Below are 19,309 nucleotides of genomic sequence, written 5' to 3'. Positions count from 1 at the left end.
TGATTATAAATCGGAGAATGATAATGGATGCAAAAAAACAATATCGGCATGCGATACATTATGCTGATATTCGGGCAGGGCTGAAAGATGACGCCACACAGAATCGGCGCTAAAAGCTTTCCAGTGTGCATTTCGGGCATCCATATCTTCAAAGGCCGTCATGTACATCAGATTGGGCATGTGGCAGCCACTCAACACCTGTGCGTAAAACACCGCCTCAAATCCCAACCGATCAAAAATTTTGATTTCGCCGCCGGCATTAAACATCTGTATTTTGTTCAATCCATAAGCTTCATCCGGACTCTCATAACTGCGTAATTCATACACACGTTGAGCAATCGGCGCATGTAATCGCGGTTTATGGATGACGGGCATATCCGGGAAAGCCCGCAACACGATGGTTTCCATCCGTGCATAGGGTGGCCGGGATGCCGGAGCCCGGCTATAATCGGGCACTTTGTTCCACCAGGCCGTGTCATGCATCAAGGCCTGTTCGGTGTTTTCCCACTGCGCGAGCGACCGATAAGGAGTAAGCACATACAATCGCTGTTCGCCCGTATCGGCCGGCCTGATCATGCTGAACACACCTACCGGCCGAATGCCAAGTGCATGCATAAAAGGAACATACACCTGCTGCAAAAAATCTTCCGTCGCCTGTATAGATTGTGTATCTGCAAAATGATATACACGTATTACATAGTAAAGTCGTTCAGCTGAATGATGGATGGTCTTAGACTGTGCCAGGCTGCACAGAAAAAAACCTGTAGTCAGCAACAGTAAATAGAATGATTTCATGGCCGATATTTCCTGTCCGGCAAAGATAATTTGATTCTTTTCACACGCCATGGTTTTCATTCAAATCAGGTAAATTTACATAGTTGCAAAATGCCATTCTTCAATGGATACGCTGCTCGACATACTCCGTCATTTCCAGCCTTATGCAATAGCCATTGTGTTTCTGTTGGGCTATTTGGCAGAGCATGTATTCCCGGAAAAAAATTTCCCAACGAATGGCATCACAATATGTTGAATATCGGCATCGGATTACTCAACATAGTGTTTGTGCTGGTGGCCGGATATGGGTTTCAACAGTATATGTAATGGATAAATCAAATACCAGTGGGGTTATTTCGCTGGATTCATTTGCCTTTCGGGCTGGAGCTGATATTCTCATTTATCCTGATCGACTTGTTTATGTACGGCTGGCATAGGCTCAACCACAGCTGGAAATTTTTTATGGTATTTTCATCGTTTTCATCATAGCGATACCGCATTGAACAGCCCTTCAGCAATGCGATTTCACACCGGTGAATTATTTTTTTTTCATTTATTGCAAGGATGTTGGTTTTCCCTTTGCTGGGCATCTCAGTTGCGGCTATTGTGGGATATGGCCTTGTACTGTTTCCAGTAATTGTCTTTCATCATTCCAATGTTCATCTATCTACGGTGTGGGATCATCGCCTTCGTCGATTTATTGTCTCGCCCCGCATGCATCGTATCCACCATTCCGATATTGCCCGGGAAACAGACTCTAATTTCAGTTCTATACTACCCTACTGGGATCGAATCTTCGGGAGATACATCCATGAAACCAACCATCTGATTCGTTATGGAGTGTAGCATTTTATTTTTTTTATTTTTCTGATATTTTTATGTACTACATTAAATATCATTTCCGATGGCCAAAACGCACTCTTCTGTTGATAGCTGGCTGTGGCTGATTCGGCTGATTCCCGGTTTTACTTTTTTTCTGGAAGGATTGCAAAAATTCATATACCCCGATACCCTGGGTGTGGGAAGGTTTATACAAATAGGCATTCCGCATGCTGCGTTCTGGGCGCCGGTTACGGGTGCCACGGAAATGCTGTTTGGCTTGTTGCTCATCGTGGGATTGTTTACCCGGCTGGCCACCATACCCCTCCTGATTGTGATGGCTGTTGCTTTCGTATACACCAAGTGGCCATTGCTCATTCACAAAGGTTTTCTTCCCATGTTTCATGAATATCGCACTGATTTTGCCATGACGCTTTCCCTGGTATTTCTGCTGATTGCGGGAGGTGGAAGCTGGTCGCTGGATCATGTCCGCAAAAAGCATGTCTGATAGCTATAACCTTTGGCCGATTGCAAAATTTCTCGTAAATTTTCTATTTCATAAAAAAGAAAAGACCTATGATAAACCTGAATCCAACCTGGTTTATAGAAGGCTATGTGGATTTTGAATTGCAGAAATATCGGTTGCTGGCTTATTTGCAGGAAATTAACAAGTACTTCAATCAGAATAAGTTGTATCCCCAGCTATCCGATGTGATTTTTCATTACAACAATTTGCTGGCTTTCCGCAATAACAAACAATTTTTACAGGAGCAGTTTCCCAAAAGAATCAGCCAGATTGATTTGCAGCGGTTGGAAATTATTTATGAAGAAATGCTGCAAGACAACGAACTGATGCAGGAGCTAGAACTCATTACCAGCTTTGCATTGGAAGAGCTGAAACACACTATTGACAATGGCGTGCAGATTTATGAATTCATTGAACAACAAATAGCCATCGAACCCGTAGGTATTCTGCCATTGTATAAAAATGAAGGATATGTGCTGTTGCATTATCAGGGTGTAACCGAAGTAAAGGTTTACGTATATCACATCACTTTGTTCGAACATCAAGCTGCCCGGTATAAAGGGATTCGCATGGAATATGTGAATTCTTGGAGCAAATCGCGTTTCACAACGTATGAAAGCCTGAAAAAAGAAATCATACACACGCATCGCATGCTACCCAATCCGGCTGTTTATCTGGTAAAAAGCAAAATGCAAGTGCCTTTTCAGGAAACCCTGTTGCCTATTGCCAAACGCTTGTTGATGCGCACCCTTTCTGAATCAGATAGCATTGCCTGATCATTTGTTATTCAAAATCAACCTGGCCTTTCAGCCGGATATCTTCCGATGAACTACCAATGAGGATATCAAACCGGGCCGGGTCCATGACCCATTGCATGCGATGATCATCAAAATAGCTGAAGGCTGAACGGGGTAGTCCGATGGTGACAGTTCGACTTTCACCAGGCTGCAGAAATACTTTCTGAAAGCCTTTCAGTTCTTTTTCCGGCCTCACCATGCGGGGATGTTCTTCATGCACATACACCTGTGCCACTTCCGCACCCGCCATTTTCCCCGTATTCTGCAGGGTGAAACGCACGGTTACGCTGTCCGGACCTGATTTTTCAATCTGCAGCTGATCGTATGCAAAAGTGGTGTAGGATAAACCATGTCCAAAGCAAAACTGAGGCTGTACGTGATAGGTATCGTAATACCGGTAACCAACAAACAAGCCTTCGCTGTAGTACTCAAATCCATTTTTGCCGGGATAGGAATCAAAGCGGGCGGTGGGGTTGTCGGCAAGGGTTTTGGGGAAAGTCATCGGCAATTTTCCGGACGGATTCACCTGGCCAAACAAAATTTCAGCAATAGCTTTCCCGCCTTCCATACCGGGGTACCAGGCCTGTACGATAGCAGGTGCCTGCTCAATCCAGCGGGTCATATCCACCGGACCTCCACCCATCAGCACAATGGCTGTGCGGGGGTTGGCTTTCAGCACAGCCTCCATCAGCGTATCCTGGTCAAAAGGCAAATACATATTGGGTTTATCCACTCCTTCCGCATCAAAGGCATTGTCGTCCCACGCATCGGAATAGCCATGGATCCAGCCACCCACATAAATCACAATATCGGCCTTACGCGCAGCTTCTACCGCCTGCTGAATCATCGTGGGATCGGCATGAAAACCCCGGGCAATCCGATATCCCGGCGCATAAACCACACGCACCCGATTTCCCACCAGATCGCGGATTCCCTGCAGAGGCGTGATTTCAAACAAAGCAGGCACCTGTGAACTACCGCCGGCCCTGGCATTTTTCCAATCGGCACTGGCCCCGATAACCGCTATGGTTTTGATTTTCTTCGCATTAAAAGGCAAAAGGTGCTGATCATTTTTTAACAACACAATGCCCTCCTCCGCCACTTTCAAGGCTATGGCCTGATGTTCGGGTGTGTTGCGCACGCCTTTGGGTCGCAGGCTGTCGAACTTATGCACTTTAAACATCACATACAGGATGCGCCTGACCTTTTCATCAACCACCGATTCGGGAACAATTCCTTGTTTCACCAGGCTGATCACCGTATCGCCCATAAAAAACTTATGATAATCCGGATGCGGCAGCATGCTCAGGTCGGTACCCATTTCCAGGTCGGTGCCATTCATCAGGGCTTCCATGGTGTTGTGCACTGCCCCCCAGTCGCTGACAACCAGTCCTTTGAAGCCCAGTTGCGATTTCAGGATGTTGTGGATCAAATAGGCATTTTCCGTGCAATACTGACCGCGGAATTTGTTGTATGCACCCATCAACGTCAGCACGTGCCCTTGCTGCACAGCTGCCTTGTAGCCGGGCAGGTAAATTTCCTGCAAGGCTCGCTCGGGCATATCCACGTTGATGGTAAAACGATCGGTTTCCTGGTTGTTGGCCAGATAATGCTTTACACAGGCTGCAATGCCCTGCGATTGAACACCCTGAATGTAACCCACCACCATTTTTGAGATCAGGTAAGGATCTTCGCTCATATATTCAAAGTTGCGGCCATTGAGCGGTGTGCGGATCACACAAATGCCGGGACCCAGGATTACATCTTTGCCTCGTGCATTGGCTTCACTGCCCAGCACAGTCCCGAATGCATAACCCAGCTGCGGATTCCAGGTAGCGGCCAAACACACACCTACAGGCAAATAGGTTACCGAATCATCCACTTGCAGCTCCGTCCAGCCCCGCCCATGCTCCATGCGCACCCCATGAGGCCCGTCTGACATGACCAATTCGGGAATACCCAACCTGGGTACACCTCCGCTGGTAAACGATGAGCTGGCATGAATCATATTCACCTTTTCCTCCAGCGTCATCAAGGCTATCAGGGAATCAGCCTTTCGGTAAATAGTGGAATCGTCAAGCGTCTGGGCAGTTAGCCACAAAGGAATGCAGGTGCTCACAAGCATGGTGAGCATCCATCTAAGATTGCGAACATTCATATCTCGGAGTTTGGTTTATGGGTAAATAAAATCCAGGTTTAAGGCCATAAAAATAGAAAAAAATCAATCTCCTCAGGTGATGAATAATTTTTTATCAAATACCCGACTATTCCTCAGGTTTGCTATCTTTGCGGCAGGCTCGGAAAGGTGCAGGAGTGGTTTAACTGGCACGCCTGGAGAGCGTGTGTTCCGGCACAACCGGAACCGAGGGTTCGAATCCCTCCCTTTCCGCCATCTTTCGTGTTTAGCCTAGATGGATTATCCAAACAAGAAGTTGTAGATCTTCCCAAATTAATAAGCCTTAACGTTACAAACGTTTTACCAAAGACAGGCAGATTAATGCTTTCACCTGTAAAAAATCAGGAAGTTTTTTGGCTTTTATCCTCACCAGACGGTCTATAATTATCCATTCACTTTACCCATCACATACATGGCTGATAGCGTGGGTGTGGGGCTACCACCTTCTTTTTCAAGCGTGATGGCAAAGGCCTGCACTGGCTGTTTAATAACGGCCATTTTTTGAACAGGAATATCTGAAGGAGCCGTGGGATATATGCCTGCTGAAACGGGCTTGCCGTCTATGATAGCCCAGAGCTGATATTGCTTACCGGTAGGGGGCGGAGGCATCAGGTTGGGCAGCAAATACACTTCGCCGTTGTTTTTATTCCAGTAAACCGTAGCCATGAAATCCGGATGCTGAGCAACTCCTTTCAACAATACGGGAGTATAATCGGGCGTTTGCAATATCTGCAAGGCCAGTGCATATTGGCTCACCTGCTGCTGCAAATGTGCCTGCTGTGCCTGCAGTTTTTCTGTTTCTTCCCTCACATGCTGATATTGTGCGTAAAACATCACATTCAATATCACGCTGCCAATCAGCAGAATCACACAGGCTGCCATCAGATAAGGCATGATGGGATGTTGCAACAAACGCCTGCCCGACCCGGCAGATACCCGCGAAGATGAAGATTGCAGCTTTTGCCAAATCTTTTCTTTCAACACTGCAGGAGGCTGCACAGCATGTAAAGATGCATACTGCTCCAGCGTTTGCTCATACATCTCTATGGCCTGCTGCACTTCCCGATACTGGCGCGCATAGGCTCTTACCTCGGCTGCCTCCTGCTCGGAGAGCATGCCCAGCACATACAACTCAATGATACCGGATGATATGTATTCCTGAATATCCAAAGTCCCGTTAGGTTTTAACCCATTTTAAATTTTTCGTTTGTACTTCAATCATTGTTTATGTTAAGTTCGTTTTTCCTGTAAGATTTCTCTTAGCTTCAACAATGCATTCCGGATGCGGGTTTTCACGGTTCCCAGCGGCACCTGCAGCTCTTTTGCGATTTCTTCCTGGGTGTATCCCCTGAAATAAGCCTTTTCAATCAGCATGCGCTGCTCTTCGCTAAGCATGTTCAACACATTTTTCAATCCCATCTGATCAACCATCATGGAACTGCTCATTTGGATGGAATTACCAATATGTACGTTGCTTTCCAGAGACTGGTTTTTCTCCTGCTGGTGATAGGTTTTGGATCGAAGCATATCAATGGCTGTGTTGCGGGCGATATGCAGCATCCAGGTAAATAATCTTCCTTTTTGCGGATCGTAGCTGTCAATGCGATTCCAAATTTTTACAAAAATTTCCTGCAACAGATCATTGGCTAATTCCTGTTCATTTACAACTTTCAAAACCACACCATACAGTGCTGCGGCATAATGATCATACAGATACCGAAAGGCTTCTTCGTTTTTCTTCCGAAGAAGGGTAATCAAAACTTCTTCACTGTAGGGTGCGGATGACAATCTCTGCCGGTTTTTAATCTGAGATAAAGATATGGATTAAACTTTTGCAAAAATCATTTTGTAATTCACTTCCACCTTTCCTTTGGCAATATCATCCAGTTTCTTCCGCAGCAATTTTTTCTTTAAGGGTTTCAGGTAATCGATAAACAATTTGCCTTCGATATGATCGTATTCATGGAAAATCACTCTTGCTGTAAGTCCGCTGTAAGTTTCTTCATGCGGCTGGAAATGTTCATCCACATATCGGATCTTCAAAGTCTGCGGACGTAAGATATCTTCTCTGATTTTGGGAATGCTCAGGCAGCCTTCGTTGTAAGGCCATTCTTCCCCATTTACTTCCAGAATGCGGGCATTGATGAATACTTGTTTGATACCCTGTTCATCACCAAACAACAAACGTTCTTCCTCATCAAAATGATCGGTCATTTGTTTGCTATCTACCAAAAACAATCGAATAGGTACGTTTACCTGTGGAGCAGCCAGTCCTACTCCATTGGAAGCATACAAGGTTTCCCACATGTTTTGAATCAACTCGGACAAACCCGGATAATCAGGCGTAATATCTTCACATTTTTTCCGCAATACGGGATGCCCGTAGGCCACGATTGGCAATACCATGGATTACTTGCTTTTAGATGAAATTCAAAATTACAAAACCGATTGGAGATAACCCTGCAACAGGATGGTGGCACTAACTTCATCTACCAATGCTTTGTTTTGCCGGGCTTTTTTCTTCAGTCCGCTATCCACCAGGGTTCGGCTGGCCAGCTGCGAGGTAAAACGCTCGTCCACGGCTTCTACCGGGACATTGGGGAAATGCTTATGCAAAATGCGGATCATCTCGCGCACATGAGGCGTGGCATCCGTATCTCTGCCCTGCAAATCGAGCGGCAGGCCGATGATGATTTTTTCTACCGGTTCCTTACGGATGTAATCTTTCAAGAAAGGAATAAGGGCATGGGAAGCTACTGTGGTTAAACCGGTGGCAATCATTTTCAGCGGATCGCTCACTGCCAGGCCGGTGCGTTTTTTCCCGTAATCAATTGCTAAAATTCTTCCCATGCGGGTAAGTTTATGAAACCGTGATAAATAAATCCAAAATCACAAATACGGCAAATACGCAGCTGGCAATGCCATTGGTAGTCATAAAGGCAATATTTACCCGGCTGAGATCGTCGGGATGCACCAGTCGATGCTGATACCAAAGCATAAAAGCAAACCAGCCTGCCCCCATCCAATACAACCAACCAAATCCCGCCAGCCAGCCGGCAGCAATCACGCCCACCGCACTCAGCCCATGCAAAAATGAAGATACCTGCAAGGCTCGTTTCTTACCCAGCCATACTGGCATCGAGTAAAGATGCAACGACTGATCAAAAGCTACATCCTGGAGCGAATAAATGATATCAAAACCGGCAACCCAGCAAATCACCACACCGGAATACATCAATGGCAACCAGTGAAAACGGCCTGTTACAGCCAGATAAGCGCCTATCGGGGCCAGCGACAGGCCCAGCCCCAATACCAGATGCGAAAACGCCGTAAACCGCTTGGTGTAACTATAGCCCAGCACCACAGCCAGCGCCACGGGAGAAAGATAAAAACAAATGGGATTGATGAAATAAGTGGTGCAGACAAACAACACAACGTTCAGGGCAGTAAATATTACTGCTTGCGGATAGGTGATTTTGCCGGTGGGCAATTCGCGCTGGGCCGTTCGCGGGTTGAGCCGGTCATATTCCAGATCGAGAATGCGGTTGAAAGCCATGGCGGCGCTCCGGGCAAATACCATGCATAAAATCACTTTGCCAAACAAGGCCCAGGAGAATGGATAATGCTGCCATCGCACAGCCAGGAAAAAACCAATCAGCGCAAAGGGCATCGCAAAAATGGTGTGGCTGAACTTCACAAACGACAGATAGCGCAACAAGGAAGTTTTCATAGATCTTCGATATAGCGATGGGTTTGCAAATCAAAAGAAGACGCACGCCCCTGTGGAGAACGGATGTATTTCACCAGCAAATCCCACAGCACCACACCCACACTCACGGCAATGTTCAGCGAATGCTTCATGCCAAACTGGGGAATTTCCAGGCAGCCCTCCACTTCCTGCAAAACTGGTTCCTGCACGCCGTGCATTTCATTGCCAAAAACCACGGCTATAGGCCGGGAAAAATCGGGCTGAAAATCCTGCAGATATCGGCTATGGGTAGCCTGTTCCACTGCCCACACTTCATATCCCTGCTGCTTCAGCTGCCGGATGGCCTCTACTGTGTCGGGATGGTGTTGCCAGGCTACCGTTTCGGTGGCACCCAATGCGGTTTTGTGGATGTCCCGATGGGGCGGCCTGGGTGTATAGCCACAGAGCCAAATGGCCTGAATCTGAAAGGCATCGGCCGTACGGAATACGGCTCCCACATTGTGCATGCTTCTGACCTGATCGAGTACAACCAGCACGGGCAGCTTTTCAGCCTGTCGGCATTCTTCCACGGTCTTGCGGCCGAGTTCGGCCATGGTGAGCTTGCGCATGACGCTGCAAAACTACTACAGAATGAACAATGAGCGCACCTGCAATCATTTGCTAACTTTGTTCACCACCATGAGCCAGTCCAAAAACACCCTGACTCCGCTGATGCAGCAGCACAAAGCCATCAAGGCACGTTATCCGGATGCGATCCTGCTGTTCCGGGTGGGTGATTTCTATGAAACTTTTTACGAAGATGCTGTAATTGCCTCACAGGTGCTGGGCATTGTGCTTACCAAACGTTCCAATGGCGCGGCGGCATCTGTTGACCTGGCAGGATTCCCCTATCATGCGCTGGATACCTACCTCCACAAGCTGGTGAAAGCCGGCTATCGGGTGGCCGTGTGCGACCAGCTGGAGGATCCCAAACAAGCCAAAGGCGTGGTGAAAAGAGGAGTTACCGAGCTCGTCACACCCGGTATTGCCCTGCATGAAAAACTGCTGGAACACAACGCCAATAATTTTTTAGCGGCTATCCATTTTGGGGAAAACCAAATCGGACTGGCTTTTGTGGATGTCTCCACCGGTGAAATGCTGGTGGCCGAGGGCGATCAGGAATATGCCGATAAGCTGCTGCAAAGCCTGCGCCCGGCTGAAGTGGTCTTTGCCCGTCCATTGCAAAAGAAATTCCGCCAGCAATTGGGTCAACGATATTATACTTATCCGCTGGAAGAATGGATTTTCAGCTACCCGTATGCCGAAGAGCTGCTCATCAAGCATTTTCATACCCATTCCCTGAAAGGCTTTGGCATTGATCATCTGAAGGAAGCCATTGTGGCGGCCGGCGCCATTCTTCACTACCTGCGCGATACGGAACATCCTGACCTGCAGCATATTACCACCATCCAGCGGATTGACCGGAATGATTTTCTGTGGATGGATAAGTTCACCCTGCGCAACCTGGAGCTGGTGGAGCCCCTATCCGAACAAAGTCGCAGCCTGCTGCAGGTGCTGGATCATACCCTTACCCCTATGGGTGCCCGCCTGTTGAAACGATGGCTGTTGTTTCCCTTGCAGGATATCCATGCCATCAACGAACGGCTGGATGCAGTTTCAACCCTGATTAAAGATGAGCCCATACGCCGACAACTAAATGTGCTGCTCAAGCAAATGGGCGATATGGAAAGGCTGGTGGCGCGTATTCCCCTGCGGAAAATCACCCCGCGGGAAGTATGGCAGTTAGGTAAAAGCCTGCAATTAATGGAACAAATCCGGCAATTGTTTGCCCCCACATCCGACCAACCCTATCCAGATGCCTATTTGCGCCGCCAGGCCGAGCAGATCAACCCCTGTCCGTCGCTGAGTCAGAAAATTTTCCAAACCCTCATAGAAAATCCACCCTCGGTAAGCAACAAGGGCGGTATCATCCGGGAAGGCGTCCATGCGGAACTGGATGAGCTGCGCCGGCTGGCACACAGCGGCAAAGCCTATCTGCAGGAAATCCAGCAAAAAGAAGCCGAACGCACCGGCATCCCTTCGCTGAAAATTGGCTTCAACAATGTGTTTGGCTATTATCTGGAGGTTACCCATGCCCATCGCCATAAGGTGCCGGCCGACTGGATCCGGAAACAAACCCTGACCCAAGCCGAGCGTTTTGTAACGCCCGAACTGAAATCGTATGAAGAAAAAATCCTCGGAGCAGAAGAAAAAATCCTGCTGCTCGAACAACAGATTTTCGATGCACTCGTGCAAAGCATGCAGGACTATATTCCCGCTCTGCAAGCCAATGCCCAGGTGATTGCCCGACTCGATTGCATCCGCTGCTTTGCTGAAAATGCCCTGCAATTTCACTACCGCCGGCCAGAACTGCATGAGGGTGAAACACTCGAAATCCGCGAAGGGCGCCACCCCGTCATTGAACAAAGCCTGAAACCGGGAGAAAACTACATTCCGAATGATGTGTATCTGGATTGTTCCACCCAGCAAATCATTATCCTCACCGGCCCCAACATGAGCGGTAAATCAGCCCTGTTGCGGCAAACAGCCCTGATTACCTTGATGGCACACGTGGGCAGCTTTGTGCCGGCCAGCTCGGCCAAAATCAGCCTCACCGATAAGATTTTCACCCGGGTAGGCGCTTCCGATAATCTGAGCGGCGGCGAATCCACTTTTATGGTGGAGATGAATGAAACGGCCAGCATCATCCACAATTTCACCCAACGCAGCCTGGTCATCCTCGATGAAATTGGTCGGGGTACCAGCACTTACGACGGCATTTCCATTGCCTGGAGCATCGTGGAATACCTGCACGACGGCACACCGGATCATCCCAAAACCCTTTTCGCCACGCATTATCATGAATTAAACGAACTGGAAAAACACCTGGAACGGGTGAAAAATTTCCACATTACCCACACCGAGTCGGGCAACAAAATTATCTTCCTGCGCAAGCTGGCCCCCGGAGGCAGCCGACACAGCTTTGGTATCCATGTTGCCAGAATGGCAGGCATGCCGCCCGAACTCGTGAAACGCGCCGAAGAAATTCTGCATGAGCTGGAAGCCCGGCAGCCAGAAAAAGACGCTCCCGGCCATACTATCCCACCTAAAGCGCATTACCAGCTCAGCATATTCGATGAACAAACCCTGATATTTCAGCAAATCAGGCAAATGCTGCACGAAGTAGATATCAACCGCCTGACCCCAGTGGAAGCGCTGATCAAACTGAATGAAATCAAAAAACTAATCCGTTAGTTTTTCTGCCGATAAACTGACAAGCTGGCTTCGGCATCATTATTGCCATATTTAGAGCGAAATCAATTGTTTATTTATTAAAACTTAATATTATGAAAGCAAATATCGGCATCCCCGAAAAAAATCTACAGGAAGAAGCCAAGATGCTAAACACGCTGCTGGCTGATGAAACCGTGCTATACATTAAAACCCGGAACTATCACTGGAATCTGGAAAGCCCCAGTTTTGCGGAAATTCATCGCTTTCTGGAAGAACAATACACCACGCTGGCTGGCATGATCGATGAACTGGCCGAACGCATCCGCCAGTTAGGACATTATGCGGTGGCTACGCTGGAGGATTATCTGAAACTGACCAACCTAACGGAAGGGCAGGTGGGAGAAACCCAGGAAAAAGCGCTGCAAATCTTACTGGATGATCATGAAACGCTGATCCGGGAAATTCGCAAGATGGCCAAGGAGGCCGATGAAAAATATGAAGATGCTGGAACCAACGATTTCCTGGTGGGCCTGATGGAAAAGCACGAAAAGATGGCCTGGATGCTGCGCAGCTACCTGCCCAACCGCAAATCCTGATACAAACTTAACTCGTCTGGAGTGCCCGGCGTATCCGGAGTAATTTTTCCAGCAGCGGCTCCATCAGCTGCAAAGCCAGCATATTGGCTCCGTCTGACAAGGCTTTGGCGGGTTCGGGGTGGGTTTCAATGAATATGCCATCGGCTCCGGTGGCAATGGCTGCGCGCGCAATGGTTTCAATCAACTGTGGCCTCCCTCCGGTTACACCGCTTGCCTGATTGGGCTGCTGCAGGGAATGGGTGCAATCTACCACCACCGGCACCCCGGCTGCCTGCATGATGGGTATGTTGCGGAAATCCACCACCAGATCGCCATAGCCAAACATGGAGCCCCGTTCGGTAAGCATGACCTTGTCATTGCCTACCTGCCTGATTTTTTCCACGGCAAACTTCATGGCTTCTCCGCTCACAAACTGTCCTTTTTTCACATTCACCACCTTGCCGGTAGCTCCCGCTGCCTGCAACAACTCGGTCTGTCGGCATAGAAAAGCCGGAATCTGCAATACATCCACATAAGCAGCCGCCATGGCCGCTTCGGGCGGGGTGTGAATATCGGTGAGCACCGGCAATTGCCATTCCTTACTCACTTTTTGCAACAACCGAAGTGCCTTTTCATCACCAATCCCGGTAAAGGAATCAGCCCTTGTGCGATTGGCTTTGCGATAAGACGATTTGAAAATATATGGAATGCCCAACCGCTGGCATATACGCTTCACTTCTCCGGCTACCGTCATCACCAGCTCTTCATTTTCCACCACACAGGGACCAGCAATCAGAAAAAACATCTCCGGATCCCGGGGTTGCCCCTGAAAAAGAAATTCAATGGCAGATATGCGTTCGGAATTCATGAGTGCAAACCTATCATGTTTTTTGTTGTGAACAATTTTCATTTTTTCGAAAACAAAAAAACGAACAAATTGCAGCAACTTTCACTACAAAATCGTATGCCTGCCAAAGAACGCATCCTGGTGATCGGAGCTTGCGGCCAGATTGGCGTGGAACTAACGCTGGCTCTACGCAAGATTTATGACCCTCAACACGTCATTGCTACCGACCTGCGCGATGAACATCCACTTCTGAAAGGTACGGGTCCTTATGTAACGCTGGATGTGATGAACCGCGAGATGCTGCATGTACTGGTCATCCGCCATCACATCACGCAGATTTATCATCTGGCCGCCATCCTTTCAGCGACTGCCGAAAAAAATCCCGCGCTCGCCTGGCATATCAACATGCAAAGCCTCATTCACGTGCTGGAGATTGCCCGGGAGGAAAATCTGCACAAGGTGTACTGGCCCAGCTCCATTGCTGTTTTCGGAAAAGGGGCGCCCCGCCAGCAAACGCCCCAACACACGATCCTCGAGCCTACTACTGCCTATGGTATCAGCAAGCTGGCCGGCGAACGCTGGTGTGAATACTATCACGAAAGATATGGTGTGGATGTGCGCAGCCTGCGTTATCCGGGCCTGATCAGCTACAAATCTTCTCCTGGTGGAGGAACAACCGATTATGCCATTGAGATGTTTCAGGCTGCTGTGGAAAACCGCAAATTTTGCTGCCCCCTGGCTCCCGACACCCGGTTGCCCATGATGTACATGCCCGATGCCATCCGCGCTACGATTGAACTGATGGAAGCACCGGCCAATCGCATTTCATTGCACAGCAGCTACAACCTGCATGCTTTTCACTTCTCACCAGCCGAACTGGCTGCAGCCATCCGGAAATATGTTCCGAAGTTTGAAATCTGCTACCAGCCCGACTTTCGCCAGCAGATTGCCGAAAGCTGGCCGGAAAGCATTGACGACAGCCAGGCCCGCCAGGATTGGGGCTGGAAGCCGGCTTTTGATCTGGAAAGCATGACGGTGGATATGCTGCAAAACCTGCAACAATGGAAGAAGAAAAACGAATAGCTCAAAACAATGCAGGCAATTATTTCAACCCCAACACATCTTCCATACTGAAGATGCCTTTTTTGCCCTCTACCCATTCGGCTGCCAGCACCGCACCCAGTGCAAATCCTTCACGGGAATGAGCCGTATGCTTGATTTCGATTTCATCTATCGCAGAACTATACCTGACTTCATGGATGCCCGGCACAGGATCTACCCGCTCAGACAGTATGGCCAACTCCTCAGGTTGCATCGCAGGACGGTTTACCCACTGCTTTTTTCGCTCTATGCGCTGCAGGATTTGCTCGGCTAAGGTGATGGCTGTTCCACTGGGTGCATCTTTTTTCTGCGTATGATGCACTTCCCGAATCTGCACGTCGTATTGCGGATAAGCAGCCATGAGCTGGGCCAGGTATTTGTTTACAGCAAAAAACAAGTTCACGCCCAAACTGAAATTGGAAGCATAAACCAGCGTCTGATTCTTTTCCCGGCATAGCTTTTCCACTTCCGGCCAGCGTTGCAGCCAGCCTGTAGTGCCACATACCACCGGCACACCCGCATTAAAACAAGCCAACAAATTGTCTACAGCCGACTCGGGTGTAGTAAATTCAATCGCCACATCGGCAGCTGATAGCTTTTCAGGCTTCAGCCATGCTGCCCGGTTATGCAAATCCACCCGACAGATGATCTCATGCCCACGCTGCAGAGCCATGGATTCGATAGCCCGCCCCATCTTGCCATATCCAATCAATGCGATTTTCACGGGAAAATGATTTTCAATGAATGGCTCAAAGATACAGTCTAAAACATATATACAAGCGATAGCCATACTTTGTGATGATCTATCCTCTTCCTTATCAGTACCTGTCTATCCCCACCGCAAATCTCTCTAACAGCTTACTTCTCGCCTATTTCGCTGAATACTTCCCTCGCTCCGTTCTGATTTATATTTTTCTAATAGCGGTCTGTCACTTACCATTGTAGTGCCCCACTGATAGAGGCTTTCTTATCATTGATTGCTTCTCTCATATTCCCCAACCAATTATTTGGCTCATATCCTTCCCTTCCGAATGAGATAAGCGTGAGCATGCTGCTACAGGGCAATACAGTGGAATTCCAAATGATATAATGAGTTGAATGGGGGTAGTCTGGCACCGCTACCACCAGATTTCCCTCCGGTTTTTTACCACGATTGTCCAAAATGAAACGTCAGGGTGAAGTATGATCCGTTACGCATCCCCATCTAATCGCATCAATATATCTCCCGCTCATCTCTCCATTTTACCTTGCCTATCCATGCCTTGTTCTCCCCCATCAGCACATCCGACAAATACTTGTCCAAAAACTCACTGTATTTCCGTAAACTCCGAGTTATCCGTTCTTTATTACTAATATCATAATTCCGTTCCAATTCCCTTATCTCCCGCAATTCTGCCGTAGGATGCTCAAAATCTGATATCTTTTTAAGAATAGATAGGTATTCATTATACTCCTCCTGTGGCATAAATGTTCCCAACAATTTTTTATGCAATTCCTCTTCTCGTTTTATTATTTCAGGGTCAATCTGCCTATTGTATTTGACATTGTATATTTCAATCGGTTCAGTCAACTTCAACCCCTCTTCCCTCCATGGCGGTAGGTAAATTCTTATCCTTAATGCATACGTTCCCTCCGTCTCATGAAATCCTATGTCATACAGATAAAACTCAAAACCTATAACTTTATTCTCAATACGAACATCACAACAAATATTTAATTCTTTCTCATTTACAAATTTAAAAACATACTTTTCAAACAGAATACCTGCATTATCCATAATATCCTCTAAAAATTGGTCGCAATCCTTATATGGATACTTCAGATCACTCGGCACATTCAATATCTCCACCCCTTCCATCAACTGCGCTTTTTGTAAATCCCACTTATTAACTTGCTCTAAAGCCTCCATGCTTCCAGTTCTCCTTCCAATTCTCACATAGGCGCCACGTCTCTTACTACCTACATTCAGCATAAGATTTATGAAACCCATTAATACAGCCCCTACCAGCGCAGTTATCCCAACAGCAATCCCCCTAAATTCCGATAACTTCTTGTCGCTAATTATTATGTCGAATAACTGTCTCCCAACATTGATCATTACGCCCATGAAAGCCCCCTTAAGACTACCATGTACAATAGCACGCTACAAACCATATTCTCTTTCATGAATCTTCATATTCACAAGATAATCATAAATTCATTATTCATCCCCAATATCTTTTCCTGTGTGTTGAACCCAAATTAATACACAACCTTTACGGGGTCATAACTCTTTTCGCTAATTTACGAACTAAAAGAATAGCAGTCCGGAATGCTTGTAGGTTGCGGCCTGTAACTCACTGTTACACTACCCGTATTTACAGGCGTTTTCTTATCATTTATCACCACCCGCACATTCCCCTGTGCATCGCGCACATACACTTCTTTTGTTTTTTGCGGCACATTTTCCTTTAATGCTCTATTGCCAAACGCATCGTACTTAAATCTCAACTTGCCATTTCCCGCACTGTCTATGTCTATGCCGCATATTACAATCTATAAACATTCACTTATATCTATCACAATATTCATCAAGCCAAATCTCACCAGTTAAACATTTATACAATTTCTCATCGTCTTTCAAATAATATTCATACATACTTATAATCTCTCTCATCTTTTGCCTTAATTCTTCTTCCTTCAGACTACTTACTTTTAATATCACATTTTTAATTTCCGAAACAGGATATGTTTCACGATAAGTCAATTTTAACTTGTATATATCTTCAAGATATTTATCAACAAAAAATATTTCTCCTCCCCATAAAAAAACATCAGTTATTTTTTCAATTACAGGAAAAATATCCAGCGTATCCTCAGGAATTCCCATATAACTATCAAATTCAATTTGTCTTCTAGCAACAATTTTAATCTTTCTCTTAAAGTCATCGTTCGAAAAACAATAAGAAAAAATAAGTGTTCCTGTTACTTTAGAAATTTTCCTGATTTCCCTTACAAATCCTAGCCCATGTAAGAATCTCCCACAAAATCTATTCACCTCATCTTCAAATACTAAAAATATCTTTTTATCTATCTCACTTAAATCTTCAAAATTCAAATATTCAACCGACATAATTCAATTTTTTTTCGGTAATTGAACTTTTTGTTGTACAGGCATATTTTGTTTTGATGGCTTAACTGTATTCCAAATAGGATCAGTTTCCATATTTTAAAAAGTTGACTTACCACTACCGCCCGTACTTAAAATATCATAACCTTCTTTCTGAATCTTTTCTCTCCATATTACATTCTCCTTAAAAATCTTTTGTTCCCGTACCACTTGATCGGGAATTTGCTTACCATCATATTCTTTAAGTAATTTCCTCCACCCCTCCAATGCTTCTTTTGATGGCTGAAACACCTCCACTTCCAGCCCTTTCTCCTTTAACTTATTTGCAAATGGCATAACTTTCTTGTCAAAATTTTCACCTATCACAGCAAACTTCTTAAATTCACCAGGACCACTTACATGTTTCACTTCCTTTATTCCCTTTACCTCTTTCGCCGCTTGATTTATCTTACGCCATACCGAAGCCGCATCCATTGCCTTCGTAGTCGCCTTCTCTGCCGCCTTTGCAATCCTTACTTGCATGCCGGCTCCTGTAACATAAGGCAAAATAAAGCACCTACATCCGCACTTAATGCCGCTACATTAACAGGATCAACCTTGCCCTCCGTAAAATAATCATATCCTATCTCCCCTACATCATATAAGATAAATCCCAAATCCACAATTGCATCACACCACGGACAATCCCCCTCCGGATCACTCCACATCACCGGATTATTCCCATTCACCACATATCCGCTTTCCTCTACGTTTTGCTTCGGATCTATCGAATAAAACCTCGTACTGTTATTTTTCGCCCTTCCCACATAGCGCCACACACCACTTTAGTATTACCTGCTTTTGATGACATGAGAGTTTTAAGCAACCCGTTTTCTGGCTGGTAAGATAGCAGTTTTTCTTTTCAATTGAAATGATTTGAAAGAAAAAAATCTGGATGACACTGTCCGGATTTTATCTATGCTTTTCATTGGCCGAACAACTGTTTTAAAATTTACTCCTTCGGCTTTTAAAACGATGTCACTTTATTTTCGTATTGCGGCTATCATATCCATTAAATCCACTGAATATTCGTTTATGCTTGATTATTTTGGCAAGGGCAAGTCGGTTTTTGTGGTTGAGCTTCATAACCACGAGCTTAATGAACAGCTAATGCTCACCAACCAATTGGACGAGGAGGAAAAAACGCCTTGGTCAAAATTATCAACTTCATGCTTACCAAAAAAGGATGAAAGACATGCTGGACGGGAAGGCTAATTTTTAAGGTATTAAAAGCTACTCAATGAGTGACTTTTACTATTAAATTTCGTCTTATCATCTGTGTTATCAGAAATGAAATAACTGCTATTAAAAATAAGGTTCTTTGTCTTTCATATTTTATTGTCCAATAAAGAATAGGGCTACTGATTATTACCCATTCTACAATTAGCTTTATCCTTAAATATTGGGTGGACGGAATAATCAATACCGAATCTAATAGTATTAACGATAATAAAAAACCACCCCAAAGCATTATTCCATAAAGGCAAATTAATAAGAAGGCTCCAAAAAGAGCTTGTCCCAACGTCGCTGAATAATTAAAACAGGAATTTATTATTGTATACAA

The 19,309-nt window shown here is 46.1% G+C and carries 23 protein-coding genes and 1 tRNA gene; 9 read left to right on the top strand and 15 right to left on the bottom strand.

Annotated features, from left to right (window positions below; genetic code table 11):
• Positions 1–3: 3 nt before the first annotated feature.
• The gene (locus BM367_RS09040; RefSeq protein ID WP_222842607.1) at positions 4–795 is read right to left on the bottom strand and encodes an NIPSNAP family protein; all 792 of its coding nucleotides are present in this window, start codon (positions 793–795) and stop codon (positions 4–6) included.
• Positions 796–1,010: 215 nt separating this feature from the next.
• On the opposite strand from BM367_RS09040, the gene BM367_RS12115 reads away from it, so the two are divergent.
• The 4 genes from BM367_RS12115 (at position 1,011) to BM367_RS09020 (ending at position 2,895) form a co-directional block, all read left to right on the top strand.
• Positions 1,011–1,211, top strand: a complete 201-nt coding sequence (locus BM367_RS12115; protein WP_143103994.1) for a hypothetical protein — start codon at positions 1,011–1,013, stop codon at positions 1,209–1,211.
• A gap of 127 nt (positions 1,212–1,338) precedes the next feature.
• Complete coding sequence (locus BM367_RS09030) at positions 1,339–1,620, top strand: sterol desaturase family protein (protein ID WP_092459963.1); 282 nt, start codon at positions 1,339–1,341, stop codon at positions 1,618–1,620.
• A gap of 58 nt (positions 1,621–1,678) precedes the next feature.
• Positions 1,679–2,101 (top strand): DoxX family protein, encoded by a 423-nt coding sequence (locus tag BM367_RS09025; RefSeq protein ID WP_092459962.1) that lies wholly within the window; start codon positions 1,679–1,681, stop codon positions 2,099–2,101.
• A 68-nt stretch (positions 2,102–2,169) separates the two neighbouring features.
• The gene (locus BM367_RS09020; RefSeq protein ID WP_092459961.1) at positions 2,170–2,895 is read left to right on the top strand and encodes a hypothetical protein; all 726 of its coding nucleotides are present in this window, start codon (positions 2,170–2,172) and stop codon (positions 2,893–2,895) included.
• 7 nt (positions 2,896–2,902) lie between these two features.
• Here the strand turns inward: BM367_RS09020 and BM367_RS09015 are convergent, their stop codons facing one another.
• Positions 2,903–5,074 carry a beta-glucosidase gene (locus tag BM367_RS09015; protein WP_092459953.1) on the bottom strand — a complete coding sequence of 724 codons (2,172 nt, stop codon included), beginning with the start codon at positions 5,072–5,074 and terminating at the stop codon, positions 2,903–2,905.
• 141 nt (positions 5,075–5,215) lie between these two features.
• On the opposite strand from BM367_RS09015, the gene BM367_RS09010 reads away from it, so the two are divergent.
• A tRNA-Ser gene (locus tag BM367_RS09010) sits at positions 5,216–5,308 on the top strand.
• A gap of 168 nt (positions 5,309–5,476) precedes the next feature.
• Here BM367_RS09010 and BM367_RS09005 read toward each other — a convergent pair.
• Genes BM367_RS09005 through BM367_RS08980 form a run of 6 tightly spaced genes read right to left on the bottom strand, consistent with a single transcriptional unit; the run spans position 5,477 to position 9,409 of the window.
• Positions 5,477–6,262 (bottom strand): anti-sigma factor, encoded by a 786-nt coding sequence (locus tag BM367_RS09005; protein WP_092459951.1) that lies wholly within the window; start codon positions 6,260–6,262, stop codon positions 5,477–5,479.
• A 60-nt stretch (positions 6,263–6,322) separates the two neighbouring features.
• Positions 6,323–6,880 carry an RNA polymerase sigma factor gene (locus BM367_RS09000; protein ID WP_092459949.1) on the bottom strand — a complete coding sequence of 186 codons (558 nt, stop codon included), beginning with the start codon at positions 6,878–6,880 and terminating at the stop codon, positions 6,323–6,325.
• A gap of 36 nt (positions 6,881–6,916) precedes the next feature.
• Positions 6,917–7,498 (bottom strand): peptide deformylase, encoded by a 582-nt coding sequence (gene def, locus BM367_RS08995; RefSeq protein WP_092459948.1) that lies wholly within the window; start codon positions 7,496–7,498, stop codon positions 6,917–6,919.
• A gap of 30 nt (positions 7,499–7,528) precedes the next feature.
• On the bottom strand, positions 7,529–7,942 hold the full coding sequence (gene ruvX, locus BM367_RS08990) for a Holliday junction resolvase RuvX (RefSeq protein WP_092459947.1): 414 nt from the start codon (positions 7,940–7,942) through the stop codon (positions 7,529–7,531).
• A 10-nt stretch (positions 7,943–7,952) separates the two neighbouring features.
• Positions 7,953–8,822: a 4-hydroxybenzoate octaprenyltransferase gene (locus BM367_RS08985; protein ID WP_092459946.1), complete on the bottom strand. Its 870-nt coding sequence runs from the start codon at positions 8,820–8,822 to the stop codon at positions 7,953–7,955.
• Positions 8,819–9,409, bottom strand: a complete 591-nt coding sequence (locus BM367_RS08980; protein WP_092459945.1) for an RNA methyltransferase — start codon at positions 9,407–9,409, stop codon at positions 8,819–8,821. Before BM367_RS08980 ends, BM367_RS08985 begins: the two co-directional genes overlap by 4 nt.
• A gap of 22 nt (positions 9,410–9,431) precedes the next feature.
• Between BM367_RS08980 and mutS the strand changes: the two genes are divergently transcribed.
• Both mutS and BM367_RS08970 read left to right on the top strand, forming a co-directional pair.
• The gene (gene mutS, locus BM367_RS08975) at positions 9,432–12,095 is read left to right on the top strand and encodes a DNA mismatch repair protein MutS (protein WP_245759950.1); all 2,664 of its coding nucleotides are present in this window, start codon (positions 9,432–9,434) and stop codon (positions 12,093–12,095) included.
• A gap of 92 nt (positions 12,096–12,187) precedes the next feature.
• The gene (locus tag BM367_RS08970; RefSeq protein WP_092459943.1) at positions 12,188–12,670 is read left to right on the top strand and encodes a Dps family protein; all 483 of its coding nucleotides are present in this window, start codon (positions 12,188–12,190) and stop codon (positions 12,668–12,670) included.
• Positions 12,671–12,677: 7 nt separating this feature from the next.
• Here the strand turns inward: BM367_RS08970 and kdsA are convergent, their stop codons facing one another.
• Positions 12,678–13,559, bottom strand: coding sequence for a 3-deoxy-8-phosphooctulonate synthase (kdsA, locus tag BM367_RS08965; protein ID WP_245759949.1), 882 nt, complete (start codon positions 13,557–13,559; stop codon positions 12,678–12,680).
• A gap of 54 nt (positions 13,560–13,613) precedes the next feature.
• Here kdsA and BM367_RS08960 point away from each other — a divergent pair, with 54 nt between their 5' ends.
• A complete protein-coding gene (locus BM367_RS08960; protein ID WP_092460992.1) occupies positions 13,614–14,579 on the top strand; it encodes an NAD-dependent epimerase/dehydratase family protein in 966 nt (321 codons plus the stop codon).
• Positions 14,580–14,598: 19 nt separating this feature from the next.
• Here BM367_RS08960 and dapB read toward each other — a convergent pair whose 3' ends face one another.
• The 6 genes from dapB to BM367_RS12110 all read right to left on the bottom strand — a co-directional run bounded on the left by dapB (position 14,599) and on the right by BM367_RS12110 (position 18,524).
• Complete coding sequence (gene dapB, locus BM367_RS08955) at positions 14,599–15,321, bottom strand: 4-hydroxy-tetrahydrodipicolinate reductase (protein ID WP_092459941.1); 723 nt, start codon at positions 15,319–15,321, stop codon at positions 14,599–14,601.
• 489 nt (positions 15,322–15,810) lie between these two features.
• Complete coding sequence (locus tag BM367_RS08950) at positions 15,811–16,704, bottom strand: hypothetical protein (RefSeq protein ID WP_092459939.1); 894 nt, start codon at positions 16,702–16,704, stop codon at positions 15,811–15,813.
• Between the two features lie 176 nt (positions 16,705–16,880).
• Positions 16,881–17,039, bottom strand: a complete 159-nt coding sequence (locus tag BM367_RS12180; protein WP_177224171.1) for a hypothetical protein — start codon at positions 17,037–17,039, stop codon at positions 16,881–16,883.
• 103 nt (positions 17,040–17,142) lie between these two features.
• On the bottom strand, positions 17,143–17,709 hold the full coding sequence (locus tag BM367_RS08940) for a hypothetical protein (RefSeq protein ID WP_092459935.1): 567 nt from the start codon (positions 17,707–17,709) through the stop codon (positions 17,143–17,145).
• Positions 17,710–17,805: 96 nt separating this feature from the next.
• Entirely contained in the window at positions 17,806–18,228 is a 423-nt protein-coding gene (locus BM367_RS08935) for a hypothetical protein (protein ID WP_092459933.1), read from the bottom strand.
• Complete coding sequence (locus tag BM367_RS12110) at positions 18,219–18,524, bottom strand: hypothetical protein (RefSeq protein WP_143103993.1); 306 nt, start codon at positions 18,522–18,524, stop codon at positions 18,219–18,221. Before BM367_RS12110 ends, BM367_RS08935 begins: the two co-directional genes overlap by 10 nt.
• Positions 18,525–18,621: 97 nt before the next feature.
• On the opposite strand from BM367_RS12110, the gene BM367_RS12195 reads away from it, so the two are divergent.
• On the top strand, positions 18,622–18,960 hold the full coding sequence (locus tag BM367_RS12195; RefSeq protein WP_222842606.1) for a hypothetical protein: 339 nt from the start codon (positions 18,622–18,624) through the stop codon (positions 18,958–18,960).
• Positions 18,961–19,309 lie beyond the last annotated feature (349 nt).

Source organism: Thermoflavifilum thermophilum (assembly GCF_900116565.1).
Taxonomy (GTDB): domain Bacteria; phylum Bacteroidota; class Bacteroidia; order Chitinophagales; family Chitinophagaceae; genus Thermoflavifilum; species Thermoflavifilum thermophilum.
The sequence above is the reverse complement of the archived record's forward strand: the minus strand, read 5'-3'. Positions and strand labels throughout refer to the sequence as shown.

What these genes read in the sequence shown, in the direction of transcription:
- BM367_RS08980 (WP_092459945.1), bottom strand. Translation starts at nt 9,409, where the DNA reads ATGCGCAAGCTCACCATGGCCGAACTCGGCCGCAAGACCGTGGAAGAA.
- ruvX (WP_092459947.1), bottom strand. Translation starts at nt 7,942, where the DNA reads ATGGGAAGAATTTTAGCAATTGATTACGGGAAAAAACGCACCGGCCTG.
- kdsA (WP_245759949.1), bottom strand. Translation starts at nt 13,559, where the DNA reads ATGAAAATTGTTCACAACAAAAAACATGATAGGTTTGCACTCATGAAT.
- BM367_RS08950 (WP_092459939.1), bottom strand. Translation starts at nt 16,704, where the DNA reads ATGGGCGTAATGATCAATGTTGGGAGACAGTTATTCGACATAATAATT.
- BM367_RS09020 (WP_092459961.1), top strand. Translation starts at nt 2,170, where the DNA reads ATGATAAACCTGAATCCAACCTGGTTTATAGAAGGCTATGTGGATTTT.
- BM367_RS09040 (WP_222842607.1), bottom strand. Translation starts at nt 795, where the DNA reads ATGAAATCATTCTATTTACTGTTGCTGACTACAGGTTTTTTTCTGTGC.
- BM367_RS08960 (WP_092460992.1), top strand. Translation starts at nt 13,614, where the DNA reads ATGCCTGCCAAAGAACGCATCCTGGTGATCGGAGCTTGCGGCCAGATT.
- BM367_RS09015 (WP_092459953.1), bottom strand. Translation starts at nt 5,074, where the DNA reads ATGAATGTTCGCAATCTTAGATGGATGCTCACCATGCTTGTGAGCACC.
- mutS (WP_245759950.1), top strand. Translation starts at nt 9,432, where the DNA reads ATGAACAATGAGCGCACCTGCAATCATTTGCTAACTTTGTTCACCACC.
- BM367_RS09025 (WP_092459962.1), top strand. Translation starts at nt 1,679, where the DNA reads ATGGCCAAAACGCACTCTTCTGTTGATAGCTGGCTGTGGCTGATTCGG.
- def (WP_092459948.1), bottom strand. Translation starts at nt 7,498, where the DNA reads ATGGTATTGCCAATCGTGGCCTACGGGCATCCCGTATTGCGGAAAAAA.
- BM367_RS08935 (WP_092459933.1), bottom strand. Translation starts at nt 18,228, where the DNA reads ATGCAAGTAAGGATTGCAAAGGCGGCAGAGAAGGCGACTACGAAGGCA.
- BM367_RS12115 (WP_143103994.1), top strand. Translation starts at nt 1,011, where the DNA reads ATGGCATCACAATATGTTGAATATCGGCATCGGATTACTCAACATAGT.
- BM367_RS08985 (WP_092459946.1), bottom strand. Translation starts at nt 8,822, where the DNA reads ATGAAAACTTCCTTGTTGCGCTATCTGTCGTTTGTGAAGTTCAGCCAC.
- BM367_RS08940 (WP_092459935.1), bottom strand. Translation starts at nt 17,709, where the DNA reads ATGTCGGTTGAATATTTGAATTTTGAAGATTTAAGTGAGATAGATAAA.
- BM367_RS08970 (WP_092459943.1), top strand. Translation starts at nt 12,188, where the DNA reads ATGAAAGCAAATATCGGCATCCCCGAAAAAAATCTACAGGAAGAAGCC.
- BM367_RS09030 (WP_092459963.1), top strand. Translation starts at nt 1,339, where the DNA reads ATGTTGGTTTTCCCTTTGCTGGGCATCTCAGTTGCGGCTATTGTGGGA.